This window comes from Thioclava arctica (assembly GCF_040892615.1).
GTDB lineage: Bacteria > Pseudomonadota > Alphaproteobacteria > Rhodobacterales > Rhodobacteraceae > Thioclava > Thioclava arctica.
The window spans coordinates 68336-92858 of sequence record NZ_JBFRYC010000002.1 but is presented as its reverse complement, the minus strand read 5'-3'; the positions used below and the strand labels follow the sequence as shown (position 1 = coordinate 92858).

Below are 24523 nucleotides of genomic sequence, written 5' to 3'. Positions count from 1 at the left end.
CGATCAATCCGCGAACGGATCGGTGACGAGGATCGTGTCGTCGCGTTCGGGGCTGGTAGAGAGCATGGCGACCGGGCAGTCGATCAGCTCTTCGATGCGGCGGACATATTTGATCGCGGCGGCGGGAAGATCGGCCCAGCTGCGCGCGCCCTCGGTCGAGGCATTCCAACCCTCGATTTCCTCATAAATCGGAGTGCAGCGCGCCTGCTGATCGGCCGCCGTGGGCAGATAATCCAGCTGCTTGCCGTCGAGATCGTAGCCGACGCAGATTTTCAGCGTCTCGAACCCGTCCAGCACGTCCAGCTTGGTCAGCGCAATGCCCGACACGCCCGAGACCGCGCAGGTCTGGCGCACCAGCGCCGCGTCAAACCAGCCGCAACGCCGTTTGCGCCCGGTGACGGTGCCGAACTCGCGCCCCCGCTCGCCCAACCGTTGACCGTCTGCATCATCAAGCTCGGTGGGGAAGGGGCCCTCGCCGACGCGGGTGGTGTAGGCTTTGACGATGCCAAGGACGAAATCGATCGCGCCCGGACCCATGCCGGTGCCCGCAGCCGCCTGACCAGCCACCACGTTTGAGGAGGTCACGAACGGATAGGTGCCAAAGTCGATATCGAGCAGCGAACCCTGCGCGCCCTCAAACAAGATGCGCTTGCCGGCCTTGCGGTTCTCGGCCAGCACCTTCCAGACGGGGGCGGCGTATTGCAGGATTTCCGGCGCGATTTCCTTGAGTTGCGCGATCAGCGCGTCGCGATCCACCGGCGCAATGCCCAGACCTTTGCGTAGCGGGTCATGGTGCTGCAACGCCCGGTCGACACGCGCGATCAGCGTCGCCTCATCAGCCAAATCAGCCACGCGCACCGAGCGCCGCCCGACTTTATCCTCATAGGCCGGACCAATGCCGCGCCCGGTCGTGCCGATTTTGGTGCCTTTGGAAGACGCCTCTTCACGCGCGCGGTCCAATTCGCCATGGATCGGTAGAATCAGCGGCGTGTTTTCCGCGATCATCAGCGTTTCGGGATTGATCGTCACACCTTGTTCGCGAATTTTCGCAATCTCTGTGACCAGGTGCCAGGGATCCAGCACCACGCCATTGCCGATCACCGATAGCTTGCCGCCGCGCACCACGCCCGAGGGCAGCGCGTTCAGCTTATAGACCTTGCCGTCGATCACGAGCGTATGGCCCGCGTTATGACCGCCCTGAAAGCGCGCGATAATATCGGCACGCTCGCTCAGCCAGTCCACGATCTTGCCTTTCCCCTCGTCACCCCATTGGGCGCCGACGACGACGACATTGGCCATTGCTCTCTCCTTGGCAGGTATGAAACCGCGCGAGATATAGCGGCTGGCGGAACATAGCGAAAGCCCGGTTTTGCGATTTGCTGTGATGCGGGCAAGCCCGACAACTGGTATTTGTGCCGCCGGATCGCTCTGCTCTGCCCTCGGTAGCGGTGCTCGCGATGGGTTTTGCGCCGCCGATTGGGAAAAACCGGCAACTCGGCCTTGCGACTTTTGGCTCTTGCGCCTAGATAGGCGCGTCGAACTAGGAAGGCCCGGACTCGTTCAATGGAAAACGTCGTTCTCTCAATCCATCTGATCCTCGCACTGCTGCTGATTGGCGTAGTGCTGCTGCAACGCTCTGAGGGCGGTGGGCTTGGCATGGGCAGTTCCAGTTCCGGCGGTGTCGGCGGTGTCATGACGGGTCGTCAGGCCGCCAATGCGCTGACCCGGCTGACTTGGCTGCTGGCCGTGGGGTTCCTTGCGACCTCGGTGACGCTGACAGTGCTGGCCGCGCAAAAGGCCAAGGACGAATCGGTGCTTGATCGCGCCACGACCGAGCAGACCGCGCCTGCAAGTGACGCAACCGCCCCTGCGGCGCCCGCCAATCCGGCTTCGGATGCAGGCTCTCTTGGGGTTGTGATGCCGCCTGCGCCGAGCGGTTCAGCGGCCTCCACGGGCGGCACGTCGGGGGAAAGCACAACCGATGGTGCGACCGGCCCGGTGACGCCGCCGCCTGCAAACTAACCGTCTTTGCGCCACTACCTCTTGGGGGGTGGCAAGATATAAGCCCAATACTTTGCGGTCCGGTTGCGGGCGGGTCGCGAATCGTGTAAGCATTGCCCCCCGTGATCCTGTGCCCTTTCGGGCCGGGAAGCAGCTTTGAATTTTGCAGATCACGGGGGTCTCCATGGCACGATATGTCTTCATCACCGGCGGCGTTGTTTCGTCGCTCGGCAAGGGGTTGGCATCGGCCGCTTTGGGGGCACTGCTGCAGGCACGCGGGTTCTCAGTGCGCCTGCGCAAACTCGATCCCTATCTCAACGTCGATCCCGGCACGATGAGCCCGTTCGAGCATGGCGAAGTTTTCGTCACCGATGACGGGGCCGAGACCGATCTGGACCTGGGCCATTACGAGCGTTTCACCGGCGTGAGTGCGCGCAATACCGATTCCGTGTCCTCGGGGCGGATCTATTCCAACGTTCTCGAAAAAGAGCGGCGCGGCGAATATCTGGGCAAGACGATTCAGGTGATTCCGCATGTGACCAACGAAATCAAAGACTTCCTTGATGTCGGCGATGATGAGGTCGATTTCATGCTTTGTGAGATCGGCGGCACGGTCGGCGATATCGAAGGCTTGCCCTTCTTCGAGGCGATCCGCCAGTTTTCCCAAGATCGCCCGCGCGGCCAGTGCATTTTCATGCACCTGACCTTGCTGCCTTATCTGGCGGCTTCGGGTGAGCTGAAAACTAAGCCGACGCAGCACTCGGTCAAGGAACTGCGCTCGATCGGTTTGCAGCCCGATGTGCTGGTGTGCCGGTCCGAGCATCCGATTCCGGAAAAGGAACGCGCCAAGATCGCGCTGTTCTGTAATGTTCGCCCCGATTCCGTCATTCCGGCCTATGATCTGAAATCGATCTATGAGGCCCCGCTGGCCTATCACCGGATGGGGCTGGATCAGGCGGTGCTGGATGCGTTTGGCATCTCGCCTGCACCCAAGCCCGACCTGACGCGTTGGGAAGACGTGATGGACCGTCTCAACAATGCCGAGGGCGAAGTGCGCGTGGCGATCGTGGGCAAATATGTCCAGCTTGAGGACGCGTATAAATCCATCGCCGAAGCGCTGACCCATGGCGGCATGGCCAACCGGGTGCGCGTCAAAGCCGAGTGGATCGACGCCGAGATTTTTGAGACCGAAGACCCCGCGCCCTATCTGGAAAATTATCACGCCATTCTGGTCCCCGGCGGCTTTGGCGAACGCGGCACCGAAGGCAAGATCCGCGCCGCGCAATTTGCCCGTGAAAAGGGCGTGCCTTACCTCGGGATTTGCCTTGGTATGCAGATGGCGGTGATCGAAGCCGCGCGCAATCTGGCGGGCGTTGCCGATGCAGGCTCTGAGGAGTTTGACCACGAGGCGGGGAAAAAGCGTTTTACGCCCGTGGTTTACCACCTCAAGGAATGGGTGCAGGGCAACCACCGGGTCGAACGCAAGCTTGATGACGACAAGGGCGGCACGATGCGGCTGGGCGCTTATTCGGCCGTCTTGCAGGCGGGATCGAAAGTGGCCGAGGTTTATGGCACGACCGATATCGAAGAGCGCCATCGCCACCGTTATGAAGTCGATATCAAGTATCGCGAACCGCTCGAAACCTGCGGATTGGAATTCTCTGGCATGTCGCCCGATGGTCGCCTGCCCGAGATTGTCGAGCACAAGGATCACCCGTGGTTCATCGGCGTGCAATTCCACCCAGAGCTGAAATCCAAACCCTTCGCGCCCCACCCGCTGTTTGCCGGGTTCATCAAGGCGGCGCTGGATCAAAGCCGTCTGGTGTAACGCATTTCTCGGCCTGATGGCCGTGCCCAAAAGGCCCCAACTCTCGCGCGGTTCTGCGCGAAAATTGGGGCCCTGAAGACGCTGGGTGTCTTTGCTGTTCTAAGTCAGATTGCCTTAGCCGCGATGCACCAGAGTGGCAAAAATTTGCGGATCAAGGCTGGCTTGCGCAAAGGTTTCGCCCTCGGTCAGCACCGCGATAGCATCATGGCTGTGCAGGCTTTCCTGATGGCTGGCGAGAATGCGGAAATCACCGATCCGTGGCTCTGCCAATAGCTGTTGGGCAAACGAGCGCACCGCGTCCTCGACAAAGATCGGATTGGCGGCATTCAATTCGGCAAAGGCTTGTTCGTCTTCGCGTTTCACCATGACCTGGGTTTCGGTGGGAACGGCCGTGCGGGCCAGATCTATCAGGTCTTCGAACCACAGACATTTACCCGGCTCAACCACCGCCGAAATCCGCGCAACCGAGCGCTGCGAATGCGGCGTGGCAAGCTGGCCGCGCGTTGTGCGCGCATGTTCGGACAGTTCCAGCGAGCAGGGGCAGGTCGAGGAATAAACGTAATCGAGGTGGATCACCTTGGTGCGCACGCCGCCCATCTCGGTCAGCTCCAGCGCGATGTCATAATACTGCCAGCCCTCTAGCCCCGAGCGCAGCGACGGGCGCTTGACCGGGAACGAGAACCGCATCATCAGCCGCGCGTCAAAGCTGTCGAGATCGTCCATATAATCGTTTAGCGCGGCTTCCATCACCTCGAAGGAGAAACTCTTTTCGGCATGGCTGTAAAAGCTGCGCATCACGCGGCTCATATTGATGCCCTTCTTTTCCGCCTCAAGGCTGACCGTGCCCGTGACCGAAGTCTCAAGCGTCAGATCGCCATTGTCGCGAGTGCGAAATCGCACGGGCAGGCGGAAATTGGAGATGCCGACATGCTCGATCCGGGTCTTTGCCCCCACGATCAACGAGGACGGCCCGTTTTGCAAATCGGGCAGGGTCGCTTTATAGACGGCATCGGCTATAAAATCGGGGTCAAACTGACGGCTGAGATCGGGATAGTTTGCCACGGCATGGCCCGGCAGCAGGCGCGAGATCGCCGGGTCTAGCCGCGCCACCTCTACCGGATCCGCCTGCGCGGCCCAACTGCGCAGCGTCTCAAGCGCGGCTCTGGCCTCCAGCTGATCAGGAGTGTCGATCTTGCCCTGCACGTTCATATCCTATCCTCCGGCTGACCCGGTCCCGCTTGATATGGGGAGTTCGGGGGGAATGTCCAAGAGAATACGCCCTAGATCGCCGGATGGATCACCCCTTAAACCGCATCAAGTGCGCCACGGATATCTGCCACGAGATCGCGCCCATCCTCGATTCCAAGCGAAATGCGCACCAAGCCCGGCGTGATATTGATCGCCGCGCGTTCTTCCTCGCTAAGGTTTTTATGCGTCGTCGTGGCTGGGTGGGTCGCGATGGATTTCGCATCGCCCAGATTGTTGGACAGCAACACGATCTCAAGCGCGTTGAGAAAGCGGAACGCCGCCGCTTTGCCCCCCGCCAGATCGAGCGCGATCATTGTGCCGCCCGATCCCATCTGATCCATCGCCAGCGCGTGCTGGGGGTGCTCGATCAGGCCGGGATAAATCGTGCGCGCTAGCGCCTTGTGCCCGGCCACCGCGGTCGCCACCGCTGCCGCATTGACCGCCTGCGCGCGCACCCGCAGATCAAGCGTCTGCAAGCCCGATAGCAACAACCAAGCATGAAACGGGCTCATCGCGCCGCCGGTATGTTTGACATAGGTTTCCAGCGGGCCGCGGATGAAGTCCTGCGTTCCCAGCACCACGCCACCCAGCACCCGTCCGCTGCCATCGATATGCTTGGTCGCGGAATAGACGATGATATCGGCACCTAAGCTGACCGCGTTGGAAAACACGGGCGAGGCAAAGACGTTGTCCACAACCACTACCGCGCCCCCCGCATGGGCGATTTGCGCGACGCCTGCGATGTCAATTACTTCAAGGCCGGGGTTGGACACGCTCTCGAAAAAGCAAATCTTCGTTTCGGGGCGCATCGCCGCGCGCCACTCGTCCAGCTGTGTGCCATCGACCAGCGTGACCGCGACGCCAAAGCGCTCCAACACCTTGAGAACATGCAGGCACGAGCCAAACATCTGGCGCGCCGCGACGATATGATCGCCCGCCTTTACCAGCGCGCTCAGTGCCCCGTTGATCGCAGCCATGCCCGAGGCGCAGGCAAAGGCATCTTGTGTGCCCTCGATCTCGGCCATGCGATCTTCAAACATCCGCGTGGTCGGGTTGCCATAGCGCGCATAGATGAACTCATCCTTGCTCTGATCGAGAAAGCGCGCCTCGGCGGCCTCGGCTGAGGGGTAAACAAACCCTTGGGTGAGAAACATCGCCTCGGCCATTTCGCCATATTGGCTGCGGCGAATGCCTGCGTGAACGAGCTTTGTGCGGAACTTGCGATCGGTCATGGCTCTCTCCTGCGACGGTTGGTCGCGTCAACGCTGCGATAGCGCCCTCAATCCGCGGGGTCAACGCTTTGGACCGGCCAGATAACACCGATTGCACAGGTTAACGGGCGATTTCGCCGCAGCGACACGCGGAACCACAGCGCCAGATGCCGCGTTGCGATCTAACAAAACCGCAATATAAGCCCGGACAGAACCAGATGCCGCTGTTTAACATCAACGCTGAAGGCGCCCCGCCCGCCGACCTGATTGCGCAGGCAAATGCGCTGCCCGAGGGCGCGCCGATCATCGTGATGGTGCATGGCTACGGGTTCTCGCCCAGCGATCCCAAACGCGACCCGCACTCCCATATCTTTGCGCTTGAGCCCAGCTTTGACCTGCACACCGCCACCAGCTGGCCGCGTGCGCTTGGCTTTGGCGGGCAAAACCCGGGCGAGGGGCTCGCGATCGGCTTTGGCTGGGAATCGACGGGGCGGCTGGCGCGCATCTATGACATGGCCGAAATTGCAGCCCAGCGTCTGGCGCGTCTGATCACGCAACTCAGTGAGGTTTCGGACCGACCCGTCGGGCTGATCGGGCATTCGATGGGCTGCCATGTCGGGTTGCGCGCGCTGCGCTATCTTCATGCGGGGCGCGTTTCGCGCATGGTGCTGCTCGCAGCAGCGGAATTTCAAAGCCGCGCCGAAGAGGCAATGGCCAGCCCCGCCGGGCGCGCCTGCGAGGTGCTCAATGTCACCACGCGCGAAAACGATCTGTTCGATTTCCTGATGGAATTGGGCGTCGGGCGCGGGCGCGAACGCTGTATTGGCAACGGGCTCAGCCGCCCTTTGCGCAACTGGGTGGATCTGCAAATCGACGCCCCCGACGTGATCGCGACTTTGGCCGATATCGGTTATCCCGTGGCGCTGTCGGATCGGCGCGTGTGCCATTTCTCGTGCTACATGCGCGACGGGCTGTTTGATTTGTATCGCGCCGTTCTGCGCGCGCCCGAGCGCCTGCCGCTACCGTATCTCGCCCAAGCCCTGCCGCAGGTACAAGCGCCCCGCTGGTCGCGCCTGTTTGCGCGCCAACGCACAGCCCTTGCGCCCTTGCCTTTGGCGGGTCACAGAGCAGATTAAGTCAAAGACACAATCTGCGAAAGCGAACTCCATGATCGACCTTTACTATTGGCCCACCCCCAATGGCTGGAAAATCTCTATCGCGCTGGAAGAGATGGGGCTGCCTTACGAGACCCATCTGATCAATATTGGCGCGGGCGATCAGTTTAAGCCCGAGTTTCTCAAGATCTCGCCCAATAACCGGATGCCGGCGATCATCGACCGCGAGGGGCCCGATGGCGCGCCGATCTCGATCTTCGAATCCGGCGCGATCCTGCAATATCTCGCGCGCAAAACAGGGCAGTTCTACGGCGAGACTGTGCGCGAGCAGATCGCGGTCGAGGAATGGCTGTTCTGGCAGGTCGGCGGGCTGGGCCCGATGGCGGGGCAGGCGCACCATTTCTTGAAATACGCCCCCAACCTTGAGCCCCCGCAAGACCTGCCCTATGCCAAGGATCGCTACCGTACCGAGACGGGGCGCCTATACGGCGTGATGGATCGCCGTCTCGCCGAAAACCGCTACCTAGCGGGCGATTTCTATTCGATTGCGGATATGGCGGCCTGGGGCTGGGCCTCGCTTTGGGAGGGTCAGCAGCAAACGCTTGATGACAAGCCAAACCTGAAACGCTGGCTCGATGAGCTGAGTGCGCGTCCAGCGGTGCAGGCCGGTCGTGCCTTGGCGGCGGACAATCGGGGCGACAATAGCAGCCGTGACGCCCAGAAAGTGCTATTCAAACGCTGAACGCTGCGGCGCGTCCCTATTCCGGGGGCGCGCCGTCTTCTTCCGGTTTCTCGATGCCGTAGCGCTCAAACAGTTTGGCTTGCGCCATGATGAAACCGATCAGGATGATCGGCAGCCCGAAGGTTTTGAAGTCAACCCAGATGCTGTCGGACATCGTGCGCCAGACGATTTCATTGGCCACCGCCAGCGCCAGAAACAACCCAACGAAGCGGCGGGTCAGGATCATCCAGCCCTCGTGCTGCATCGGCAGGGCCTCTTCCATGACAAGCTGCAACCACGCTTTGCCGCGCAGCAAACCCGCGCCCAAGATGCCCGCAAACAGCAGGTAGATGATCGTGGGCTTCATCTTGAAAAAGGTCGGATCATTGAGCCAGACCGATAGCCCGCCAAAGATCAGAACCAGCACCAGCGTTGCAATCTGCATCGCCGATAGCTTGCCCGTGAGGCGCCACAAGATCAGCGTCGAGACCGCGATCAGGGGCACGAACAGCGCCGTGGCGAGGATGAAGCCGGAATAATCCCGGCCCAAAATCTCATAATGGCCGTCCTTCAAGCGATTGAACGCGATGAAGAAAATCACCAACGGACCCCAATCAAGCGCGCCCTTCACCCATGGGGAAATCTTTTTGCCTGCCATCTGCTTCTACCGTCCTGCCATTTCCACAATCACCGCGCCAACCGCGATGAGCGCCATCAACGCCGTGCGTCGCGGCCCCACTTTTTCGCCCAGCACCAGCCAGCCAATCAGGGCCGCAAACACCGTCGATGTCTCACGCAACACCGCCGCCTCGCCGACCTTGTCCAGCCGCGTCGCCAGCATGATCGAGCCAAAGGAGAAATAGGCAACAATCGCGCCAATAACACCCCTTTTCAGCAAAGGCACGATTTCGCTACCGGGCATCTTGCGCCAGCGCCGCGCGGTAAAGATCGGCATGAACCAACCGTCGATAAAGAAAAACCACGCCAGAAAGGTAAAAGGATCGGCCGTCGCGCGAATACCATAGGCGTCATAGGTGGTGTAAAGCGCCACGAAGGCCCCGGTCGCAATCGCAAGGCCGAGCGCGGGCACCATCGTTTCACGGTCCAGTGTGATCGTGCGCAGATTATAAAGCGCCAAGCCGTAGATCCCGGCCAACAACACGCCCACACCCGCCCATTGGCCCAGTGTGAAATGCTCGCCAAACACAATCCCGGCCCCGATCACCGCGAAAAGCGGCGCAGTGCCGCGCACCACAGGATAGACCACCGTATAGGCCCCGCGCGAATAGGTCATCGCCTGCAACAACTTGTAGCAGACATGGATCACGAAAACGGTGGCGAAAATCGCCCACATATAGGGCTCGGGCCACGGCACCACGAACAGCGCGAAGGGAGCCGCGATAATCCCATAGCTTGCGTCAATCGCCGCCCGACTAAGCCACGGGTCATGGCGCCCCTTTTGTAGCGCGCCAAACAAGGCGTGTAAAAACGCGGCAAGCAGCGCCAATCCCAGCGCTAGATGGCGGCCCGTCTCGGTGCCAGAAACGGAAATGATCCAATCGCTCACAGCAGCGTCCTTATCGTCATCGCGTCAGGGGAGGGGGCGCTGCCCCCTCTGGCCAGTCGGCCATTCACCCCCGGGATATTTGGGTCAAGAGGAAGGCAAGAGTCCTCTCTTCCTCTTGACCCAAATATCCCGGGGTGAGGGCGTAGCCCGAGGGGCAGCGCCCCTTTTTTCAAGATATCAGCGTTCCAGCCCAACCAGTGCCTGAGCGAACTCTTCGGGATCGAAGGGTGCAAGATCGTCGATCTGCTCGCCCACCCCGATGGCATGGATGGGCAGGCCAAACCGATCCGCCAAAGCCACCAGCACGCCGCCCTTGGCGGTGCCGTCGAGCTTGGTCATGACAAGGCCTGACACATCCGAAATCTTGCGAAACACATCGACTTGCTGCAGTGCGTTTTGTCCCGTCGTCGCATCCAGAACGAGGATCGTATTATGGGGCGCGCTTGGATCGCGCTTGCGGATCACGCGCACGATTTTGGCCAGTTCCTCCATCAGATCCGCGCGGTTTTGCAGCCGTCCGGCGGTGTCGATCATCAGCAGATCGGCGCCGTCTTCTTCGGCCTTTTTCATCGCGTCAAAAGCAAGGGATGCGGGGTCAGATCCTTCGGGCGCGGTCAGCACCGGCACGCCCGCGCGCTCTCCCCAGACTTGCAACTGTTCAACCGCCGCGGCGCGAAACGTATCGCCCGCCGCGATTACCACCTGTTTGCCGGCGGCGCGAAATTGCGAGGCCAGCTTGCCGATCGTCGTGGTCTTGCCCGAGCCATTGACGCCAACTACCAGTACGACCTGCGGTTTTTTGGGATAGATCGGTAGCGGTTTGGCCACCGGCTCCATGATGCGCGCGATCTCGGCGGCCAGAAGGCCCTTGATCTCAGGCACGGACAGCTTGCGCCCCATCCGCCCCTCGGCGAGGTTGGCCGTGACGCGCAACGCCGTATCAACGCCCATATCCGAGGTGATCAGCAACTCTTCAAGGCTTTCCAACATCGCATCGTCAAGCACCCGGCGTGGCGCATCGACTGTCGGCTCAGCGCCAAAAATGCGCCCCAATAGCCCCGGTTTTTTCGGGCTCGGATCAGGACGCGCGGGGGCGGGTTCAATATCAAGTGGCGCTTTGGCGATCTGCGCATTCTTGTCTTGAACCGGTTCGGTCACGGGCGCTGGCACATAGCCCGGCGCGGGAAAGGTCGGATCGGGCAGGTTTTCGGTTTCAGACGCCTGTGGGCGGGTCGCCTCGGGGTCTGAGGGGGACGCGGTCGCCTCTTCCTCGGCGGCATTTTCAGCCACGATATCTTCCAGCCCTTGTTCAAGCTGGGAGGAGGATCGCGTCAGGCGGGATTTGAGCTTTTTGAAAAACGACATCGTGGCAGGCCTTTCGTTGCTTTCCACCTAATTCATCGCAGGCCCGGTGAAAAGAGGGGCCAATGCCAGCCCGATTGCAATCAGCGCCTGTCCCGACCAGTAAAACAGCCAAAGCGCGCGCGAGGCCAGACGCTTGCGCGCGCCCTCTTGCATCACAAATGTCTCGACTGACAGGATTGCATCCGACGTCACGAAAAGCACTACACCCAATGACAGCGCCGTCGCCTCGGGTGGCAGCCCCATCGCCGCAATCGCCATCGCAACGATTACCAGAATATAGCCGCGCACCGGCCAACGCAGCGCGCCGGTATGGGGCACGACCCAAATCTCGACTGCACCGGCAAGCATGACCATCACTGCTGTCGCGGGCCAGTTGGGCCACTGCGCGCCAAGCCCGATAAACGCCACCAGATAGGCCAGATGCCCAGCCGCAAAGGCCACCATTCCCGCAAGAAACGCGCCTTGTCCGGGGCGCGAAAGCGCAAAATCCCCCACCGCCCCCAGCGCCAGCCCGATCACGATCCAGCCGGGCATATGCAACATCAGCGCCAGCGGCACCAGACAGGCAACCGCGCTGGTCTTGATCGCGGTTTTGCGCCAGCTTGGCGTAGCTCCCGCGAAGGAGATCAGATAGATCACGGCCAGCATCAGGGCTGTGGCAAACGGCAAAAGAAGGATTATGGTCATCGCGCTACAGGGACAGATTTTTTACGCCCCTGCAAGTCTTGCCGTAAAATGGTCGAAATCGGCGTTAAGATGACGAGAAAACGCAGAGGCAGAGCAGAGGCGAACATGACGCAAGAGCCTGATTTGCAAAAAAATCTTGAGGTGATCCCTGAAGAGCGTCCGCGCTGGCGCGATCGCTTGCCCGGACCGTTGGCGACGCTGTTTGATCTCACCAATGCCACCCCCGAGGTCGATACCTTTGCCATCGTCACCTTCGCGCCGGTACCGCTGTTGATTTGGGCGGGTGTTTTTGGCGGCTGGCCGGCGTGGCTGGCGCTGATCTGGATTGCGTTGTTCATTTTCGCGCTTGATGAGATCGTCGCGCGCGCCGCCCCCGATGCGCCCGAGGGATCCGAATTTCCCGCCGCTGATACGCTGTCGATCGCCTTGGCGGGCGCGCATTTCGTTCTGTTGATCCTTGGGGTTGCGGCGCTGTCGGGCCATACCTTGCTGGAAGGTCCGTCTTGGGTCGCGGTGTTGCTGGCCTATGGGTTGTTCTTCGGGCAAGTGTCCAATTCCAACGCCCATGAGTTGATCCACCGCCGCGACAAGCGTCTGTTTGCGCTCGGGAAATGGGTTTATATTTCGCTGCTATACGGTCATCACAGCTCGGCCCATCGCCATGTGCATCACCGCTTTGTCGCTACGCCAGATGATCCAAATTCCGCCCAGCCGGGTGAGGGGTTTTGGTCTTTCGTGCCGCGCGCCTGGAGTGGCAGCTTCGTTGCGGGGCTAGAGATGGAGCGCAATCTGGCGCAGCGGCGGACCTTGCCGGAGGGCGCTGATTGGCGCAAGCGGCTGCGCGCGCGTATCGCAGCGCTCGGCCCTTACCCGTCTTATGTTCTGGGCGCGCTGTGGTTTGTGCTGCTGTTTGGGGGGATCTTTGGGCTGCGCGGAGTGCTCGCCTATCTGTTTTTGTGCCTTTATGCGCAGTTGCAGCTGCTGCTGTCGGATTATGTGCAACATTACGGGCTTGAGCGGGTGCGCCGGGGCGATGGCAGCTACGAACCGGTGAGCCTGCGCCATAGCTGGGATGCGCCCCATCCGGTCTCCGCGCTGTGGATGCTGAATGCGCCGCGCCATTCCGATCACCACGCCCATCCGGGGCGCGAATATCCCGCGCTGCGTCTGGGCGATCTGGATGCGCCGCAGCGCCCGGTTCTGCCGCGCAGCCTGCCCGCGATGGCCGCGCTGGCGCTGATCCCGCCTCTCTGGCGGCGCGTGATGGACAAGCGTGTGGCCGCGCTGAAGGCCGCTGAGAGGCGCGCTCAAGGCTAGGCAAGGGCTGCGCGATCTGACACTCTGGAGGCAATCTGACCCCGGAGTCCCGATGCGCCGATTTCTTGTCCTGACCTGCCTTGCCGCGCTAACTACCTTGCCCGTGATGGCCCAGCCCGCCGATCTCGGCGCGCCCCTCACGGCCGAGCAATTTGATGCCCGCACGCAGGGCCGCACGATTACCTATTCCGCGCAGGGCCAGCCCTACGGGACCGAGCAATATAAACCCGGCCACAAGGTTATCTGGGCTTTTACGCAAAGCGAATGCAAGGAAGGCGACTGGTTTCAAAGCGATGAATATATCTGCTTTGATTACGGTGACTTCGTGCCGCTGCAATGCTGGACCTTTTACGACAGCCCGCAGGGGTTGGTTGCTAAATTCAAGGGCGATACCTCGGGCGCGCCGCTCATCAGTCTCAGCGAAAGCCATGATCCGCTAAGCTGTCAGGGGCCCGATCTGGGCGTTTAGAACAGGCTGCCTTGATCGGCGCCCGGATCGGATTTCTTCTTGGTCGGCTTGGGCTTGGGCTTGGCGGGCGACGCTGATGTGCCTCCCCCGCCGGGAATGACCGCCAGGCGGCCATCGGAGAATTCAATCTCAAGGCCGGGTTGTTTGCCTGCAACCTCTGCGCTGGTCACTACGCCGTCCGGTCCACGCACCACGGCATAGCCGCGCTTTAGCGTCTCGGTATAGCCCAGCGTCTGGCGCATCCGGTCCAGCCGATCCAGCCGCTCGCGCAGCGCTTCGATCTTTGCTTGCGGCAAACGATCAAGCCGGGCAGCAAGGGCCGTCAGTTGCGCGCCCCCCTCGCGATTGCGGCGCTGCGCTTCGGTTATCATCCGCGCATTTGCTGCCTGCAATCGACGCGCCAACATATCCAGATCACTTTGCGCGCGGCGCAGTCGCGCGCCCGGGGCGGGACGCAAGCGGCCCGCAAACCCCTCCAAGCGGCGCGATTCATTTGCCATGAACTGACGCAGAAGGCGCGGCTCGATCCGCGCCGATAGTGGGGCAAACCGCGTGCCCTTGCGCAGCACCAGCGTGCGCAGCGCAGGCCCCAGCCGATCCGCCCACATATCGAACCGCTGCCTCGCTGGTTGGGTTAGCGTCTCGGGGCGGCCCAAACCGCGCGACAGATCGCGCAGCCGTTGATCGCGCTGCTCCAGCCGCCCGCGGGCCGCGCGCCCCATGCGCGCCTGCACCTCGGCCAGCCAGCTTGCCAGCTCGGCGCGCACGGGCACCGCCATCTCGGCGGCTGCCGTCGGCGTGGGGGCCCGGCGATCCGAGGCATAGTCAATCAGCGTCGTGTCGGTCTCATGGCCCACCGCCGAAATCAGCGGAATCTCACTGTCAAAGGCGGCGCGCACCACTGCCTCTTCGTTGAACCCCCAGAGATCCTCGATCGAGCCGCCACCGCGCGCCACGATGATCAGATCGGGTCGCGGGATCGGCCCGCCCGGCTTCATCGCGTTAAACCCACGGATCGCGCGGGCCACTTCGGGCGCACAGGCTTGCCCCTGCACCGCCACCGGCCAGATCAGCACATGGCGCGGAAACCGCTCGCGCAGCCGGTGTAGAATATCGCGGATTACTGCCCCAGAGGGCGAGGTCACAACGCCAATCACCTGCGGCAACCACGGGATCGCGCGTTTATGGGCGGCATCAAACAACCCTTCGCCCGCCAGTTGCTTGCGCCGCGCCTCTAGCATCGCCATCAGCGCGCCCGCCCCGGCGGGTTCGACCTCATCCACGATCAGCTGATATTTCGACTGCCCCGGAAAGGTGGTCAGCTTGCCTGTCGCGATCACCTCCATGCCCTCTTCGGGACGCACGGCCATCTTGGCGACCTGGCCTTTCCAAGACACCGCCGCGATCACCGAGCGATCATCCTTGAGGTCGAAATACATATGCCCCGAGCGCGGCATCGAAACCCGCCCGACCTCGCCGCGCACCCGCACACGGCCAAATTCGCCCTCAATCACGCGTTTGACCGCCCCCGAAATCTCGGAAACGGTGTAATCATGCGCGTTCGAGCCGCTCTCGTCGTCCAAAAGGTCCATTCGCCAGCCTTGCCTCACTCTTGCGCCCAGCTTAGAAGGCGCAAACGGCAAGGCCAAGGGGGCGTGTGATGAACATTTTGGTTCTGGGCGGCGGCGGGCGCGAACATGCGCTGGCTTGGGCGATCAAGCAAAACCCGAAATGCGATCGGCTGATCGTCGCGCCGGGCAATGCGGGCATCGCGCAGATCGCCGATTGCGCGGCGATCGACCCGAGTGACACAGCGGCCGTTCTGGAACTGTGCGAGGCCAATGCGATCGATTTCGTCGTGATCGGCCCCGAGGCCCCGCTGGCCGCTGGCGTCGCCGATGCGTTGCGCGATCAGGGCTATCTGACCTTCGGCCCTTCGGCCGAGGCTGCCAAACTTGAGGCCTCCAAGGCCTTCACCAAGGAAATCTGCGATGCTTGCGACGCACCGACGGCGGGTTATGCGCGGTTTAGCGATGCGCAAGTGGCTAAGGAATATGTGCGCCAGCAAGGCGCGCCCATCGTGATCAAGGCCGATGGTCTGGCGGCGGGCAAAGGCGTGATCATGGGCATGACGCTTGATGAGGCGCTGGACGGTATCGACGAGATTTTCGGTGGCGCGTTCGGCGATGCGGGCACCGAGGTGGTGATCGAGGAATTCATGGAGGGCGAGGAGGCCTCGCTGTTCATCCTGTGCGATGGCACCGACATTTTGCCCATTGGCGGCGCGCAAGACCACAAGCGCGTCGGCGAGGGCGATACCGGCCCCAATACTGGCGGCATGGGCGCCTATTCGCCCGCCCCCGTGCTGACGCCCGAGATCGAAGAAAAGGCGCTGGCCGAAATCGTGCGCCCCACCGTGGCCGAGATGGCGCGACGGGGCACGCCGTTTCAGGGGGTGCTGTATGCCGGGCTGATGATCAAGGACGGCCAGCCGCGGCTGGTGGAATATAACGTGCGTTTTGGTGATCCAGAATGTCAGGTGCTGATGCTGCGCCTTGGCGCGCAAGTGCTTGATTTGCTGCTGGCTTGCGCCGAGGGGCGGCTGGGAGAGATGCGCGCGCAATGGGCCCCCGATCACGCGATCACGGTGGTGATGGCCGCGCAGGGCTATCCCGGCGCGTATCAGAAAGGCTCTGAGATCAGCGGGCTTGACGCCTTGCCCGGGGACAGCTTTCACATGGTGTTTCACGCGGGCACCAGCAGCAAAGACGGGCAAATTCTGGCCAATGGCGGGCGGGTTTTGAACGTCACCGCACGCGGGACCAGCCTGCAAGAGGCGCGCGATCGGGCTTACGCGATGGTCGATGCGATTGACTGGCCCGAGGGCTTTGTGCGCCGCGATATTGGCTGGCGCGCGCTATAAGATAGCCACGCGGGGTCAGGCCCAAATTCCGACCCTTCGGTCTGGTTGGAGTGCGTTAATGCAATATGCGCCCGAGGCACGACAGCCAGTTGCCGCGTGCCAGCTTGAACAGCAGCTCTGCATCATAGCCATGGCGCGACAACTCTGACAAAAACGCCTGCACGCCGGTCACATCACCGATCAGATCGGGAATGATGCAACCGTCAAAGTCTGAGCCAAGGGCGACATGGTCTTCGCCAAGCTGCGCGATCAGATAATCCATATGGCGCAGCAATACGTCCCATCCCATGTCCGTGCGGGCCCGACCATCGGCGTTGAGATAGAAGGTCGCGTAATTGAACCCCACCAGCCCACCGCTGTCGCGGATTTGGTGCAACTGGCGATCGGTCAGATTGCGGGGTGAGGCCGCCTGCGCGAAAGCGTTGGAATGGCTCGCCACAAGGGGCGCGCTCGAAAGGGCGGCGACATCGTTGAACCCGGCTTCGTTCATGTGCGACAGGTCGATCACAACGCCCAGATCGTTGCACAGACGCACAAGATCTTTGCCCTTTTCCGTCAGGCCGGGGCCAATGTCGGGCGTGCCTGGAAACGCCATCGGCACGCCATGGCCAAAGATCGTCGGGCGGCTCCAGACCGGCCCAAGCGAGCGCAACCCGATGTCATGAAACAGATAAAGCGCATCAAGATCGGGGCCGATCGCCTCGGCGCCTTCCATGTGCATCACGCCTGCGATCACATCCTGCGCCATCGCCGCCGCGATATCTGACATCGAGCGGCACAGCTTGAAATCTTGCGGTGCGGCGCGTTCCATCCACTGCAGTAAACCCGCCATCCTGAGCGCAATCGGCTGGGCCACATCATGGGTCATCAGAGGCGGCATCGGCAAGTCATAGGGAGGATTGGCCATCAAAGCCCCGAAATCGGGCGGGGGACCTTTGGATTGCGGTGGCACGAAAATCGCAAACAGCCCCCCCGCAAACCCGCCCGCTTTCATGCGCTTGAGGTCAAGATGCCCCTTGCCGCCCGAGCCGAGCCACGTCTCTTCGCGCGGCGCTGGCGACATCATCAGGCGCAGCAAGAAATCGTTATGCCCATCGAAAAAGGGGATCAGGTCGGTCATGGTTGTGTCCTTGCGACAGGGACGTTTTGTGAGATTAAAAAAGCCTCGACCTCTTGCAGCAGGGCAGAGCAATCTGCGTCGACGATGCCAAGATGCGCGAACTGGGTGACGATGTTTTCCAGATAGGCTTTGCTCGTGCCAAGAAAGCCCGCGCCATGCGCGATAAGGCGGACTTGATCGGAGCGGCTCAGATCGGCGTCGATCACATCGGCGCAATGATCGGCCACGAAGGTCAGCGCGCGCCCGGGTTTGCCGTCGATCTGCGCGGTGACGAAAACGGGCAAATACCCCGGCCCAATCATTTCGCGACGCCATAAGATTTCCGTTTCGCGCTCCACGTCTTGGGCGGAGATGCGAAAGACCAGCCCCGCGCAGCCATCGCCCTGATCCAGTGCCGCCATCAGCCCGGGGCTGTCCTTTGTGCCCCGCCCGCCATTGTCGTCGACCAAGATAAACCGCCGGGCGAAATCTGGTACATAGGCGCGGCGCACATCACTAAAGCTCAGCGCCGGATCCCACATCAGCGAACCATAGGCGAAGACCCAAAGATCATCGGGGCCGCGATCTGCAAGGCAGTGTCGGCGTGTATCTTCGCGGGCCTCGTTGGAATAAACCCATTCCATAACGCTCGCCAGTTCGGGATGCATTTTGAGCACGGAGTCGACGCTGAAATCGCGAAAGAACGAAGTCAGCGGGTCCGCGATCTTGCCACGCAATTCGGGATGGTGGGCGAAGGGATCAGTCTTGAGGTCCACGGGTCGGCTCCTTTTTCTGCTGCCGCGCCCATCCCTCAGATTTATGCAGATCGCGATGCCGGATCCCTGTTTTGCCGTCTGGGCCCGCCTGCCGCGCAGGCGGAGCGACCGACAATCCGCTTGCGCACAGGGATTTGCGCGCGTGCGAGGCAGGCCTCACACGCAGGAAAATCGGATGCACTCAAGCGCCATCATTTCTTGTTGCGCGCGGACTTTTCTTCTTTGGTGAGTTTGTTGTTCCAGGCGTTGTTGCTCAAACCCAATTCGTTTGGAAGGGGTTTGGTTTTGCCAATCTTGACCTCACCGCCCTTGTTCAGGAATTCCTGAATAAGCGCATCATCCGTGGTTTCTTTAGGGACATGTTTCATGGACATAAACCTACCTGATCCGCCCTGTTCTTGTCACGCATCATCTGCCGAGGGTGGGCACGCGCCAAAGGGGCGGCTTGGTCGGTCTTTGATGTGACGGATCGCCCGAGTGTCTCGCGGTGCCGCGAACCTTGCGTGAAACGCTCCGCTTTAAGAGCGGCGCGCTGTGTCAGGGAATGCGTGCGATCATCGGCGTCGATCTGCGAAGGCCACCGAACCCCAGCATTTCGCCAAGACAACGATGCACGCCCGCCGCTAAAGGGCCTGCTCGGTGAAGTGCTACAGTGCTTCTGCCGCGGCCTCAAATTCGTCGTGACTCGTCAGGTCATAGAGGATTCTCAGACAACGGTTCGGCGCATTGGACTGTTGGGCAAACCAGCGGCTTTCATTAAGGAGAAGCCCAAGCACGGTGGTAACTATCTTGGCGGGCAAGCGCGATGCATACAGGTCGAGACAATCGAACGCCTCGCCGCGCGGAAGATCGGCGACCACATGGTCTGCAACGGCAAGCACCTGATCGCGCTTGGTGCGTATAGACGGGGGGAGCGAAGGGCCTTGGTGAAAGGATCGCGCAGGCGCTGATATGCGGCGCCGCTTGACAGCAGCATCAACCTCGGATCACTCGTCCGTTGCGTGACATCGGTGGCCCGCAAGGCAACGATGCGCATGGGCGGTGCGATGGGACCTTTCGCGCTGGACATGCAAAACGGGCCGAAGGTTTCCCCCTCGGCCCGTCAAATCCTGTCACAACGGCTTAGCGCTTGGACACGTCCACATAATCACGCGTCGTCGCGCCGGTATAAAGCTGACGCGGGCGACCGATTTTGTTGGTCGGATCCTCGATCATCTCTTTCCACTGCGAGATCCAGCCGACGGTGCGCGACAGCGCGAAGATCGGGGTGAACATCGAGGTCGGGAAGCCCATCGCCTCGAGGATAATCCCCGAGTAGAAATCGACGTTGGGATAGAGCTTTTTCTCAACGAAATAGGGATCTTCCAGCGCGATCCGTTCCAGTTCTTTGGCAACCTGAAGCGTCTCGTTATCATGCACGCCCAGCAGATCAAGCACCTCGTCAGCGCTTTCCTTCATGACTTTGGCGCGCGGGTCGAAGTTTTTATACACCCGGTGACCAAAGCCCATCAGACGGAAGGGATCATCCTTGTCCTTGGCGCGTGCGATATATTCCGGGATTTTATCCACGGTGCCGATTTCGCGCAGCATTTCAAGGCACGCTTGGTTTGCGCCGCCATGTGCGGGCCCCCAAAGACAGGCGATACCGGCGGCGATACAGGCAAACGGGTTGGCGCCCGAAGACCCGGCTAGACGCACGGTCGAGGTCGAGGCGTTCTGCTCGTGATCGGCATGCAGCGTAAAGATCCGGTCCATCGCCTTGGCCAGCGCCGGTTCAACTTTGTAAGGCTCGGCAGGCACCGAGAAACACATGTTGAGGAAGTTCTCAGCATAGCCCAGATCGTTGCGCGGATAGACGAAGGGCTGACCGATCGAATACTTATACGCCATTGCGGCGATCGTCGGCAGTTTTGCGATCAGGCGCATCGAGGCCACTTCGCGCTGCCACGGATCGTTGATATCAAGGCTGTCGTGGTAGAAGGCCGACATCGCGCCAACCACGCCCACCATCGTCGCCATCGGGTGGCTGTCACGACGGAACCCGCGGAAGAAATTGTGCATCTGCTCGTGCACCATCGTGTGGCGGGTGATGCGATATTCGAAATCTTCAAGCTCGGTTTTGTTGGGCAATTCGCCGTTCAAAAGCAGATAGCAGACCTCAAGATAATGCGATTTCTCGGCAAGTTGGTCGATCGGATAGCCACGATACAGCAGTTCGCCCTTGTCACCGTCGATAAAGGTGATCGAGCTTTCGCACGAGGCGGTCGAGGTGAAGCCGGGGTCATAGGTGAACACGTCAGCTTGCGCATAAAGCTTGCGAATGTCGACCACGTCCGGGCCGGCAGAGGGCGACAACACTGGCAGTTCATAGGTCTCCCCATGCAGCGTTAGCGTGGCAGTCTTTGAGGTCTCAGCCATGTATCTTCCCTTTCAATCGTCCGGCTGGGCCGCGCCGGTCTGAGGCGTCCGGGTATCGGCCCGGATAGGGCGGCCAGGCCTCAGGCCGCCTTGTCGCTTAGTCTCGCCAAGGTTTCCTCTTGGCCAAGAACAAGCATCATCTCGAATACGCTGGGGGTGGCGGCACGTCCGGCGAGGGCTGCGCGCATCGGGGCTGCGATCTTTCCCAGACCAAGCCCGTGGGCGCTGGCGACTTCTCCAACGGCTGCCTCCAGTTCTTCCCGCGACCAATTAGCGCGTTGCAGCACGAAGGTCAATTCTCTCAGTATACCACGGGATACATCATCAAGCGCTTTCGCGGCTTTCTCCTCAACCTCGATCGGCCGGGATGTCAGCGCAAAATGAGCCTTTTCAAGAAGTTGCGGCAGGATTTTCGCGCTTCCCTTGACGACGGGCAAGGCTGCCAACAGCGCCTCACGCTGCGTCGGGTCGAGGGATTTTTTTTCTGCGGCTGCGAGATAGCTGTCGATTTCGCTTAGTAATTGGGCATCCGGCGAGATCGCGATGTGTTGACCGCAAATATTCTCAAGCTTCTTGAAATCCAGCCGTGAGGGCGACTTGCCGATCCCGCCCAGACCGAACCATTGCTTGGCCTGTTCGTCGCTGAAAAATTCGTCATCGCCATGGCTCCAGCCGAGCCGCGCGAGGTAGTTGCGCATGCCGGATGCCGGGTAGCCCATTGCTTGATACTGCTCCAAGCCCACCGCGCCGTGGCGCTTGGACAGCTTCTTGCCATCGGGGCCGTGGATCAATGGAATATGGGCGAAAACGGGCACGTCCCAGCCCATTGCCTGATAGACTTGAATTTGGCGTGCGGCATTGGTCAGGTGGTCATCCCCCCGGATCACATGGGTCACGCCCATATCATGATCATCCACGACGACGGCCAACATGTAGGTGGGTGTGCCATCGGAACGTAAACAAATCATGTCATCAAGCTGATCATTGCGGATCGTGACATCGCCTTGCACGGCATCCTTGATCACCGTGGCGCCCTCACGCGGGGCCTTGAGGCGGATCACGAAAGGCGCGTCGGGGTAAGTGGCGGGATCGGCGTCGCGCCAAGGGCTTTGATACAGGGTTGAACGTCCCTCGGCCCGCGCGGTGTCCCGAAATTCGGCAATTTCTTCCTGGCTGGCAAAGCATTTATAGGCCCGACCGGTGGCAAGTATCTCATGGGCCACCTCGGCATGACGCGCAACGCCTGCAGCTTGGCTGACCACCTCCCCGTCGTAATCCAGCCCCAGCCAATCGAGCCCCTGCAGAATCGCCGCTGTCGCCTCGGGGGTAGAGCGTTCGCGATCCGTGTCCTCGATGCGCAGCAGGAATTTTCCGCCATGGCCGCGCGCAAACAGCCAGTTGAACAATGCCGTGCGCGCCCCGCCGATATGCAGATAGCCAGTGGGCGAGGGGGCAAAGCGGGTGACGATCTGCGAGGGGGAGAGCTGATCCGACATCTGGGGCCTTTCTACCGCGCGGCTTCGGGCGCGCGTTAACGTTTTGGAAACCATAAAGCGCTTAGGCTTTCTCGGTTGGATGCATAAGCAGGGACGGGGCGCAAGACAAGCGTGGCTTGGCAAGGGATCGGATCGAGCCCCCGTGAGGGGGCGATGACGCGGCCACGCGCGGGGCGTTTGCTCGGGGCGCTGGGGCGTGTTCTGCTTGGCGGATTGGCGGACCCGGCGCTTGCGCTGACGCGGGCTCGTGCGCGGCTTTTCTTATGGGTTCCCGTGGCGCTGTCGCTGGGCATCGGTGCCTATTTCGCCGCCCGATCCGAGCCCGGAACACCAAGCTACGCGATGGCGGCGATTGTCGGAATAATGGCCAGTTGGCTTTGGCTGCGCGGGGCAGACTGGGTGCGCTTTGGTGCAGCAATCATTGCCCTGGCCTGCGCGGGGTTCTTGCTGGCGGGGGCGCGCGCGCATGCGGTCGCGGCCCCGGTTCTAAGCTATCGCTATTACGGCCCCGTCGAGGGGCGCGTGATCGGGATCGATCGTGCCGCCTCGGACAAGCTGCGCATCACGCTCGATCAGGTGCGCATCGACGCGCGCACCCTGCCCAAGCGCGTGCGCATCGCGCTGGGCGATATGGGCGACAGTGATGTGCCCCCGCCCGGCAGTTTCGTGATGACCACCGCCCATCTGATGCCCCCGCCGCCGCCTGCCGCGCCGGGTGCCTATGATTTTCGCCGCGCTGCGTGGTTTAACGGGCTGGGCGCAATTGGCTATACCAGCGTGCCAGTTCTGCGCGCGGCTCCGCCTGAGCGCAGCGATCTTGGCCTTAGCGCGCATCGCGCCCGCCGTGCGTTATCGCAAGCGATTCAAGCGCGTATTCCCGGCCAGCCGGGCGCGATTGCCGCGGCACTGCTGACGGGGGATCGCTCGGGTCTGAGTGAGGCCACGCGCGAGGCGATGCGGCGTTCCAACCTCGCGCATCTGATCGCGATTTCAGGGCTGCATATGGGGCTGTTGGCGGGGTTCGTCTTTGCGCTGGTGCGCTATGGGCTGGCGCTTTGGGGCAATCGCGCGCTGGTCTGGCCAGTCAAAAAGATCGCCGCTATCGTCGCGCTGCTCGCCGCCACCGGATATTTGTGGCTGTCCGGTGCTGCCGTGTCGACCCAACGCGCCTGGATCATGGTGACGGTGATGCTGCTGGCGGTGTTGATTGATCGGCGCGCGCTCAGCCTGCGCAGGGTCGCGCTGGCGGCCACGGTGCTGCTGATCTGGCACCCCGAAAGCCTGATCGCTCCCGGGTTTCAGATGTCATTTGCTGCCACCACCGCGCTGATTGTCGCGCTGGGCCCATGGGCCCGTGTGGCGCGCCACATTCCCCGCTTGCTGCGCCCGCTGGCAATGCTGATTGCGACCTCGGTGATCGCAGGGGCCGCCACCGCGCCCATCGTGGCCGCACAATTCCACCGCTTGTCGGAATATGGCGTCTTCGCCAACCTTCTGGCGGTGCCAGCAATGGGCATGGTGGTGATGCCCGCAGGTGTCATTGCGGCGATCCTGTCGCTTATCGGGCTCTCGGCACCTGCCCTTTGGGTGATGGGGCTTGGCACGCGCTGGATTCTTGCGGTGGCCGATTATTTCGCGACGATTGAGGGCGCGGTGGTTCCCGTCACGCAGCCCGGGCCATGGGTGATCCCGTTGCTGTGTTTGGGGGCGCTCGGGGCGGTCTTAATGCGCGGGGCAGGGCGCAGCTTGGCCATCCTTCTCATCGCGCTCAGCGGCGTTTTATGGCTGCGCGCCCCCCAAGCCCAACCCGCGCTTTTAATTGCACCCGAGGGCGAACTGGTCGGGTTGATGACCTCGCAAGGCCGCGCGCTCTCCAAACCTGCGGCCAAATTTGTCGGCGCGCGCTGGCTGGAGGCCGACGGCGATTCCGCGACTGCTGCGCTCGGGGCCAAAAGAGCCGCTTTCAGCGGCCCTAATAGCGCGCGAGAGGCACGTTTCGCCGGGCGAAAACTGATCCATCTAAGTGGCAAAAGTGCGCTCTCGAATCTCGACACAGCCTGTCGCGATAATGCGCTGATCGTGATCAACGCGCGCGTGAAATCCGCGCCGAAAGGCTGTGACCTATGGGATCAAACTCGGTTGCGCAAAACGGGGGCAATCGCATTGGATGGCCAAGGCGAAGTGATGGCCCAAGCGCGCCCCGGCCCCCGATTGTGGAGCCGCTAGGTTTCATCTAGCCATAAATACTCATGATCCGACCGCGCAGTCCGGGCGCGGAGCAT

Annotated in this window: 22 protein-coding genes; 8 read left to right on the top strand and 14 right to left on the bottom strand. The window is 61.6% G+C overall.

Going from position 1 to position 24523, the window contains the following annotated elements; translation table 11 throughout:
• Positions 1-3: 3 nt before the first annotated feature.
• Positions 4-1299: an adenylosuccinate synthase gene (locus AB4874_RS03315; RefSeq protein WP_295532960.1), complete on the bottom strand. Its 1296-nt coding sequence runs from the start codon at positions 1297-1299 to the stop codon at positions 4-6.
• A gap of 264 nt (positions 1300-1563) precedes the next feature.
• On the opposite strand from AB4874_RS03315, the gene secG reads away from it, so the two are divergent.
• On the top strand, positions 1564-2022 hold the full coding sequence (gene secG, locus AB4874_RS03310; protein WP_368390925.1) for a preprotein translocase subunit SecG: 459 nt from the start codon (positions 1564-1566) through the stop codon (positions 2020-2022).
• Positions 2023-2185: 163 nt separating this feature from the next.
• Positions 2186-3829: a CTP synthase gene (gene pyrG / locus AB4874_RS03305; RefSeq protein ID WP_368390924.1), complete on the top strand. Its 1644-nt coding sequence runs from the start codon at positions 2186-2188 to the stop codon at positions 3827-3829.
• 114 nt (positions 3830-3943) lie between these two features.
• Here the strand turns inward: pyrG and folE2 are convergent, their stop codons facing one another.
• Positions 3944-5038 (bottom strand): GTP cyclohydrolase FolE2, encoded by a 1095-nt coding sequence (folE2, locus tag AB4874_RS03300; RefSeq protein ID WP_368390923.1) that lies wholly within the window; start codon positions 5036-5038, stop codon positions 3944-3946.
• Positions 5039-5133: 95 nt separating this feature from the next.
• Entirely contained in the window at positions 5134-6309 is a 1176-nt protein-coding gene (locus AB4874_RS03295) for an aminotransferase class V-fold PLP-dependent enzyme (RefSeq protein ID WP_368390922.1), read from the bottom strand.
• A gap of 197 nt (positions 6310-6506) precedes the next feature.
• On the opposite strand from AB4874_RS03295, the gene AB4874_RS03290 reads away from it, so the two are divergent.
• On the top strand, positions 6507-7424 hold the full coding sequence (locus AB4874_RS03290) for an alpha/beta hydrolase (RefSeq protein ID WP_295532955.1): 918 nt from the start codon (positions 6507-6509) through the stop codon (positions 7422-7424).
• Between the two features lie 31 nt (positions 7425-7455).
• Complete coding sequence (locus tag AB4874_RS03285) at positions 7456-8145, top strand: glutathione S-transferase N-terminal domain-containing protein (RefSeq protein ID WP_368390921.1); 690 nt, start codon at positions 7456-7458, stop codon at positions 8143-8145.
• A gap of 16 nt (positions 8146-8161) precedes the next feature.
• On the opposite strand, the gene AB4874_RS03280 is transcribed toward AB4874_RS03285, so the two are convergent.
• The 4 genes from AB4874_RS03280 to AB4874_RS03265 all read right to left on the bottom strand — a co-directional run bounded on the left by AB4874_RS03280 (position 8162) and on the right by AB4874_RS03265 (position 11743).
• Complete coding sequence (locus tag AB4874_RS03280) at positions 8162-8782, bottom strand: inner membrane-spanning protein YciB (RefSeq protein ID WP_368390920.1); 621 nt, start codon at positions 8780-8782, stop codon at positions 8162-8164.
• A 6-nt stretch (positions 8783-8788) separates the two neighbouring features.
• Positions 8789-9691 (bottom strand): EamA family transporter, encoded by a 903-nt coding sequence (locus tag AB4874_RS03275; protein ID WP_295532952.1) that lies wholly within the window; start codon positions 9689-9691, stop codon positions 8789-8791.
• A gap of 177 nt (positions 9692-9868) precedes the next feature.
• On the bottom strand, positions 9869-11056 hold the full coding sequence (ftsY, locus tag AB4874_RS03270; protein WP_368390919.1) for a signal recognition particle-docking protein FtsY: 1188 nt from the start codon (positions 11054-11056) through the stop codon (positions 9869-9871).
• Between the two features lie 27 nt (positions 11057-11083).
• The gene (locus AB4874_RS03265; RefSeq protein WP_368390918.1) at positions 11084-11743 is read right to left on the bottom strand and encodes a lysoplasmalogenase; all 660 of its coding nucleotides are present in this window, start codon (positions 11741-11743) and stop codon (positions 11084-11086) included.
• Positions 11744-11848: 105 nt separating this feature from the next.
• Between AB4874_RS03265 and AB4874_RS03260 the strand changes: the two genes are divergently transcribed.
• Positions 11849-13060, top strand: a complete 1212-nt coding sequence (locus AB4874_RS03260) for an alkane 1-monooxygenase (protein ID WP_368390917.1) — start codon at positions 11849-11851, stop codon at positions 13058-13060.
• Positions 13061-13112: 52 nt separating this feature from the next.
• Positions 13113-13529 (top strand): hypothetical protein, encoded by a 417-nt coding sequence (locus AB4874_RS03255; RefSeq protein WP_368390916.1) that lies wholly within the window; start codon positions 13113-13115, stop codon positions 13527-13529.
• On the opposite strand, the gene xseA is transcribed toward AB4874_RS03255, so the two are convergent.
• Positions 13526-15121 (bottom strand): exodeoxyribonuclease VII large subunit, encoded by a 1596-nt coding sequence (gene xseA, locus AB4874_RS03250; RefSeq protein ID WP_368390915.1) that lies wholly within the window; start codon positions 15119-15121, stop codon positions 13526-13528. The genes AB4874_RS03255 and xseA overlap by 4 nt on opposite strands.
• Before the next feature lie 68 nt (positions 15122-15189).
• Between xseA and purD the strand changes: the two genes are divergently transcribed.
• The gene (purD, locus tag AB4874_RS03245; RefSeq protein ID WP_368390914.1) at positions 15190-16452 is read left to right on the top strand and encodes a phosphoribosylamine--glycine ligase; all 1263 of its coding nucleotides are present in this window, start codon (positions 15190-15192) and stop codon (positions 16450-16452) included.
• A gap of 55 nt (positions 16453-16507) precedes the next feature.
• Here the strand turns inward: purD and AB4874_RS03240 are convergent, their stop codons facing one another.
• The 6 genes from AB4874_RS03240 to gltX form a co-directional block, all read right to left on the bottom strand.
• On the bottom strand, positions 16508-17572 hold the full coding sequence (locus AB4874_RS03240) for a dipeptidase (protein ID WP_368390913.1): 1065 nt from the start codon (positions 17570-17572) through the stop codon (positions 16508-16510).
• A complete protein-coding gene (locus AB4874_RS03235) occupies positions 17569-18327 on the bottom strand; it encodes a gamma-glutamylcyclotransferase (RefSeq protein WP_368390912.1) in 759 nt (252 codons plus the stop codon). Before AB4874_RS03235 ends, AB4874_RS03240 begins: the two co-directional genes overlap by 4 nt.
• 191 nt (positions 18328-18518) lie before the next feature.
• On the bottom strand, positions 18519-18695 hold the full coding sequence (locus AB4874_RS03230) for a hypothetical protein (protein WP_368390911.1): 177 nt from the start codon (positions 18693-18695) through the stop codon (positions 18519-18521).
• 279 nt (positions 18696-18974) lie between these two features.
• Positions 18975-19208 carry a cytochrome P450 family protein gene (locus tag AB4874_RS03225; protein WP_368390910.1) on the bottom strand — a complete coding sequence of 78 codons (234 nt, stop codon included), beginning with the start codon at positions 19206-19208 and terminating at the stop codon, positions 18975-18977.
• Between the two features lie 241 nt (positions 19209-19449).
• The gene (gltA, locus tag AB4874_RS03220; RefSeq protein WP_295532943.1) at positions 19450-20745 is read right to left on the bottom strand and encodes a citrate synthase; all 1296 of its coding nucleotides are present in this window, start codon (positions 20743-20745) and stop codon (positions 19450-19452) included.
• 80 nt (positions 20746-20825) lie between these two features.
• Complete coding sequence (gene gltX, locus AB4874_RS03215) at positions 20826-22241, bottom strand: glutamate--tRNA ligase (protein ID WP_368390909.1); 1416 nt, start codon at positions 22239-22241, stop codon at positions 20826-20828.
• 153 nt (positions 22242-22394) lie between these two features.
• Here gltX and AB4874_RS03210 point away from each other — a divergent pair, with 153 nt between their 5' ends.
• Positions 22395-24467 (top strand): ComEC/Rec2 family competence protein, encoded by a 2073-nt coding sequence (locus AB4874_RS03210; RefSeq protein WP_368390908.1) that lies wholly within the window; start codon positions 22395-22397, stop codon positions 24465-24467.
• The last annotated feature ends 56 nt before the right edge of the window (positions 24468-24523 follow it).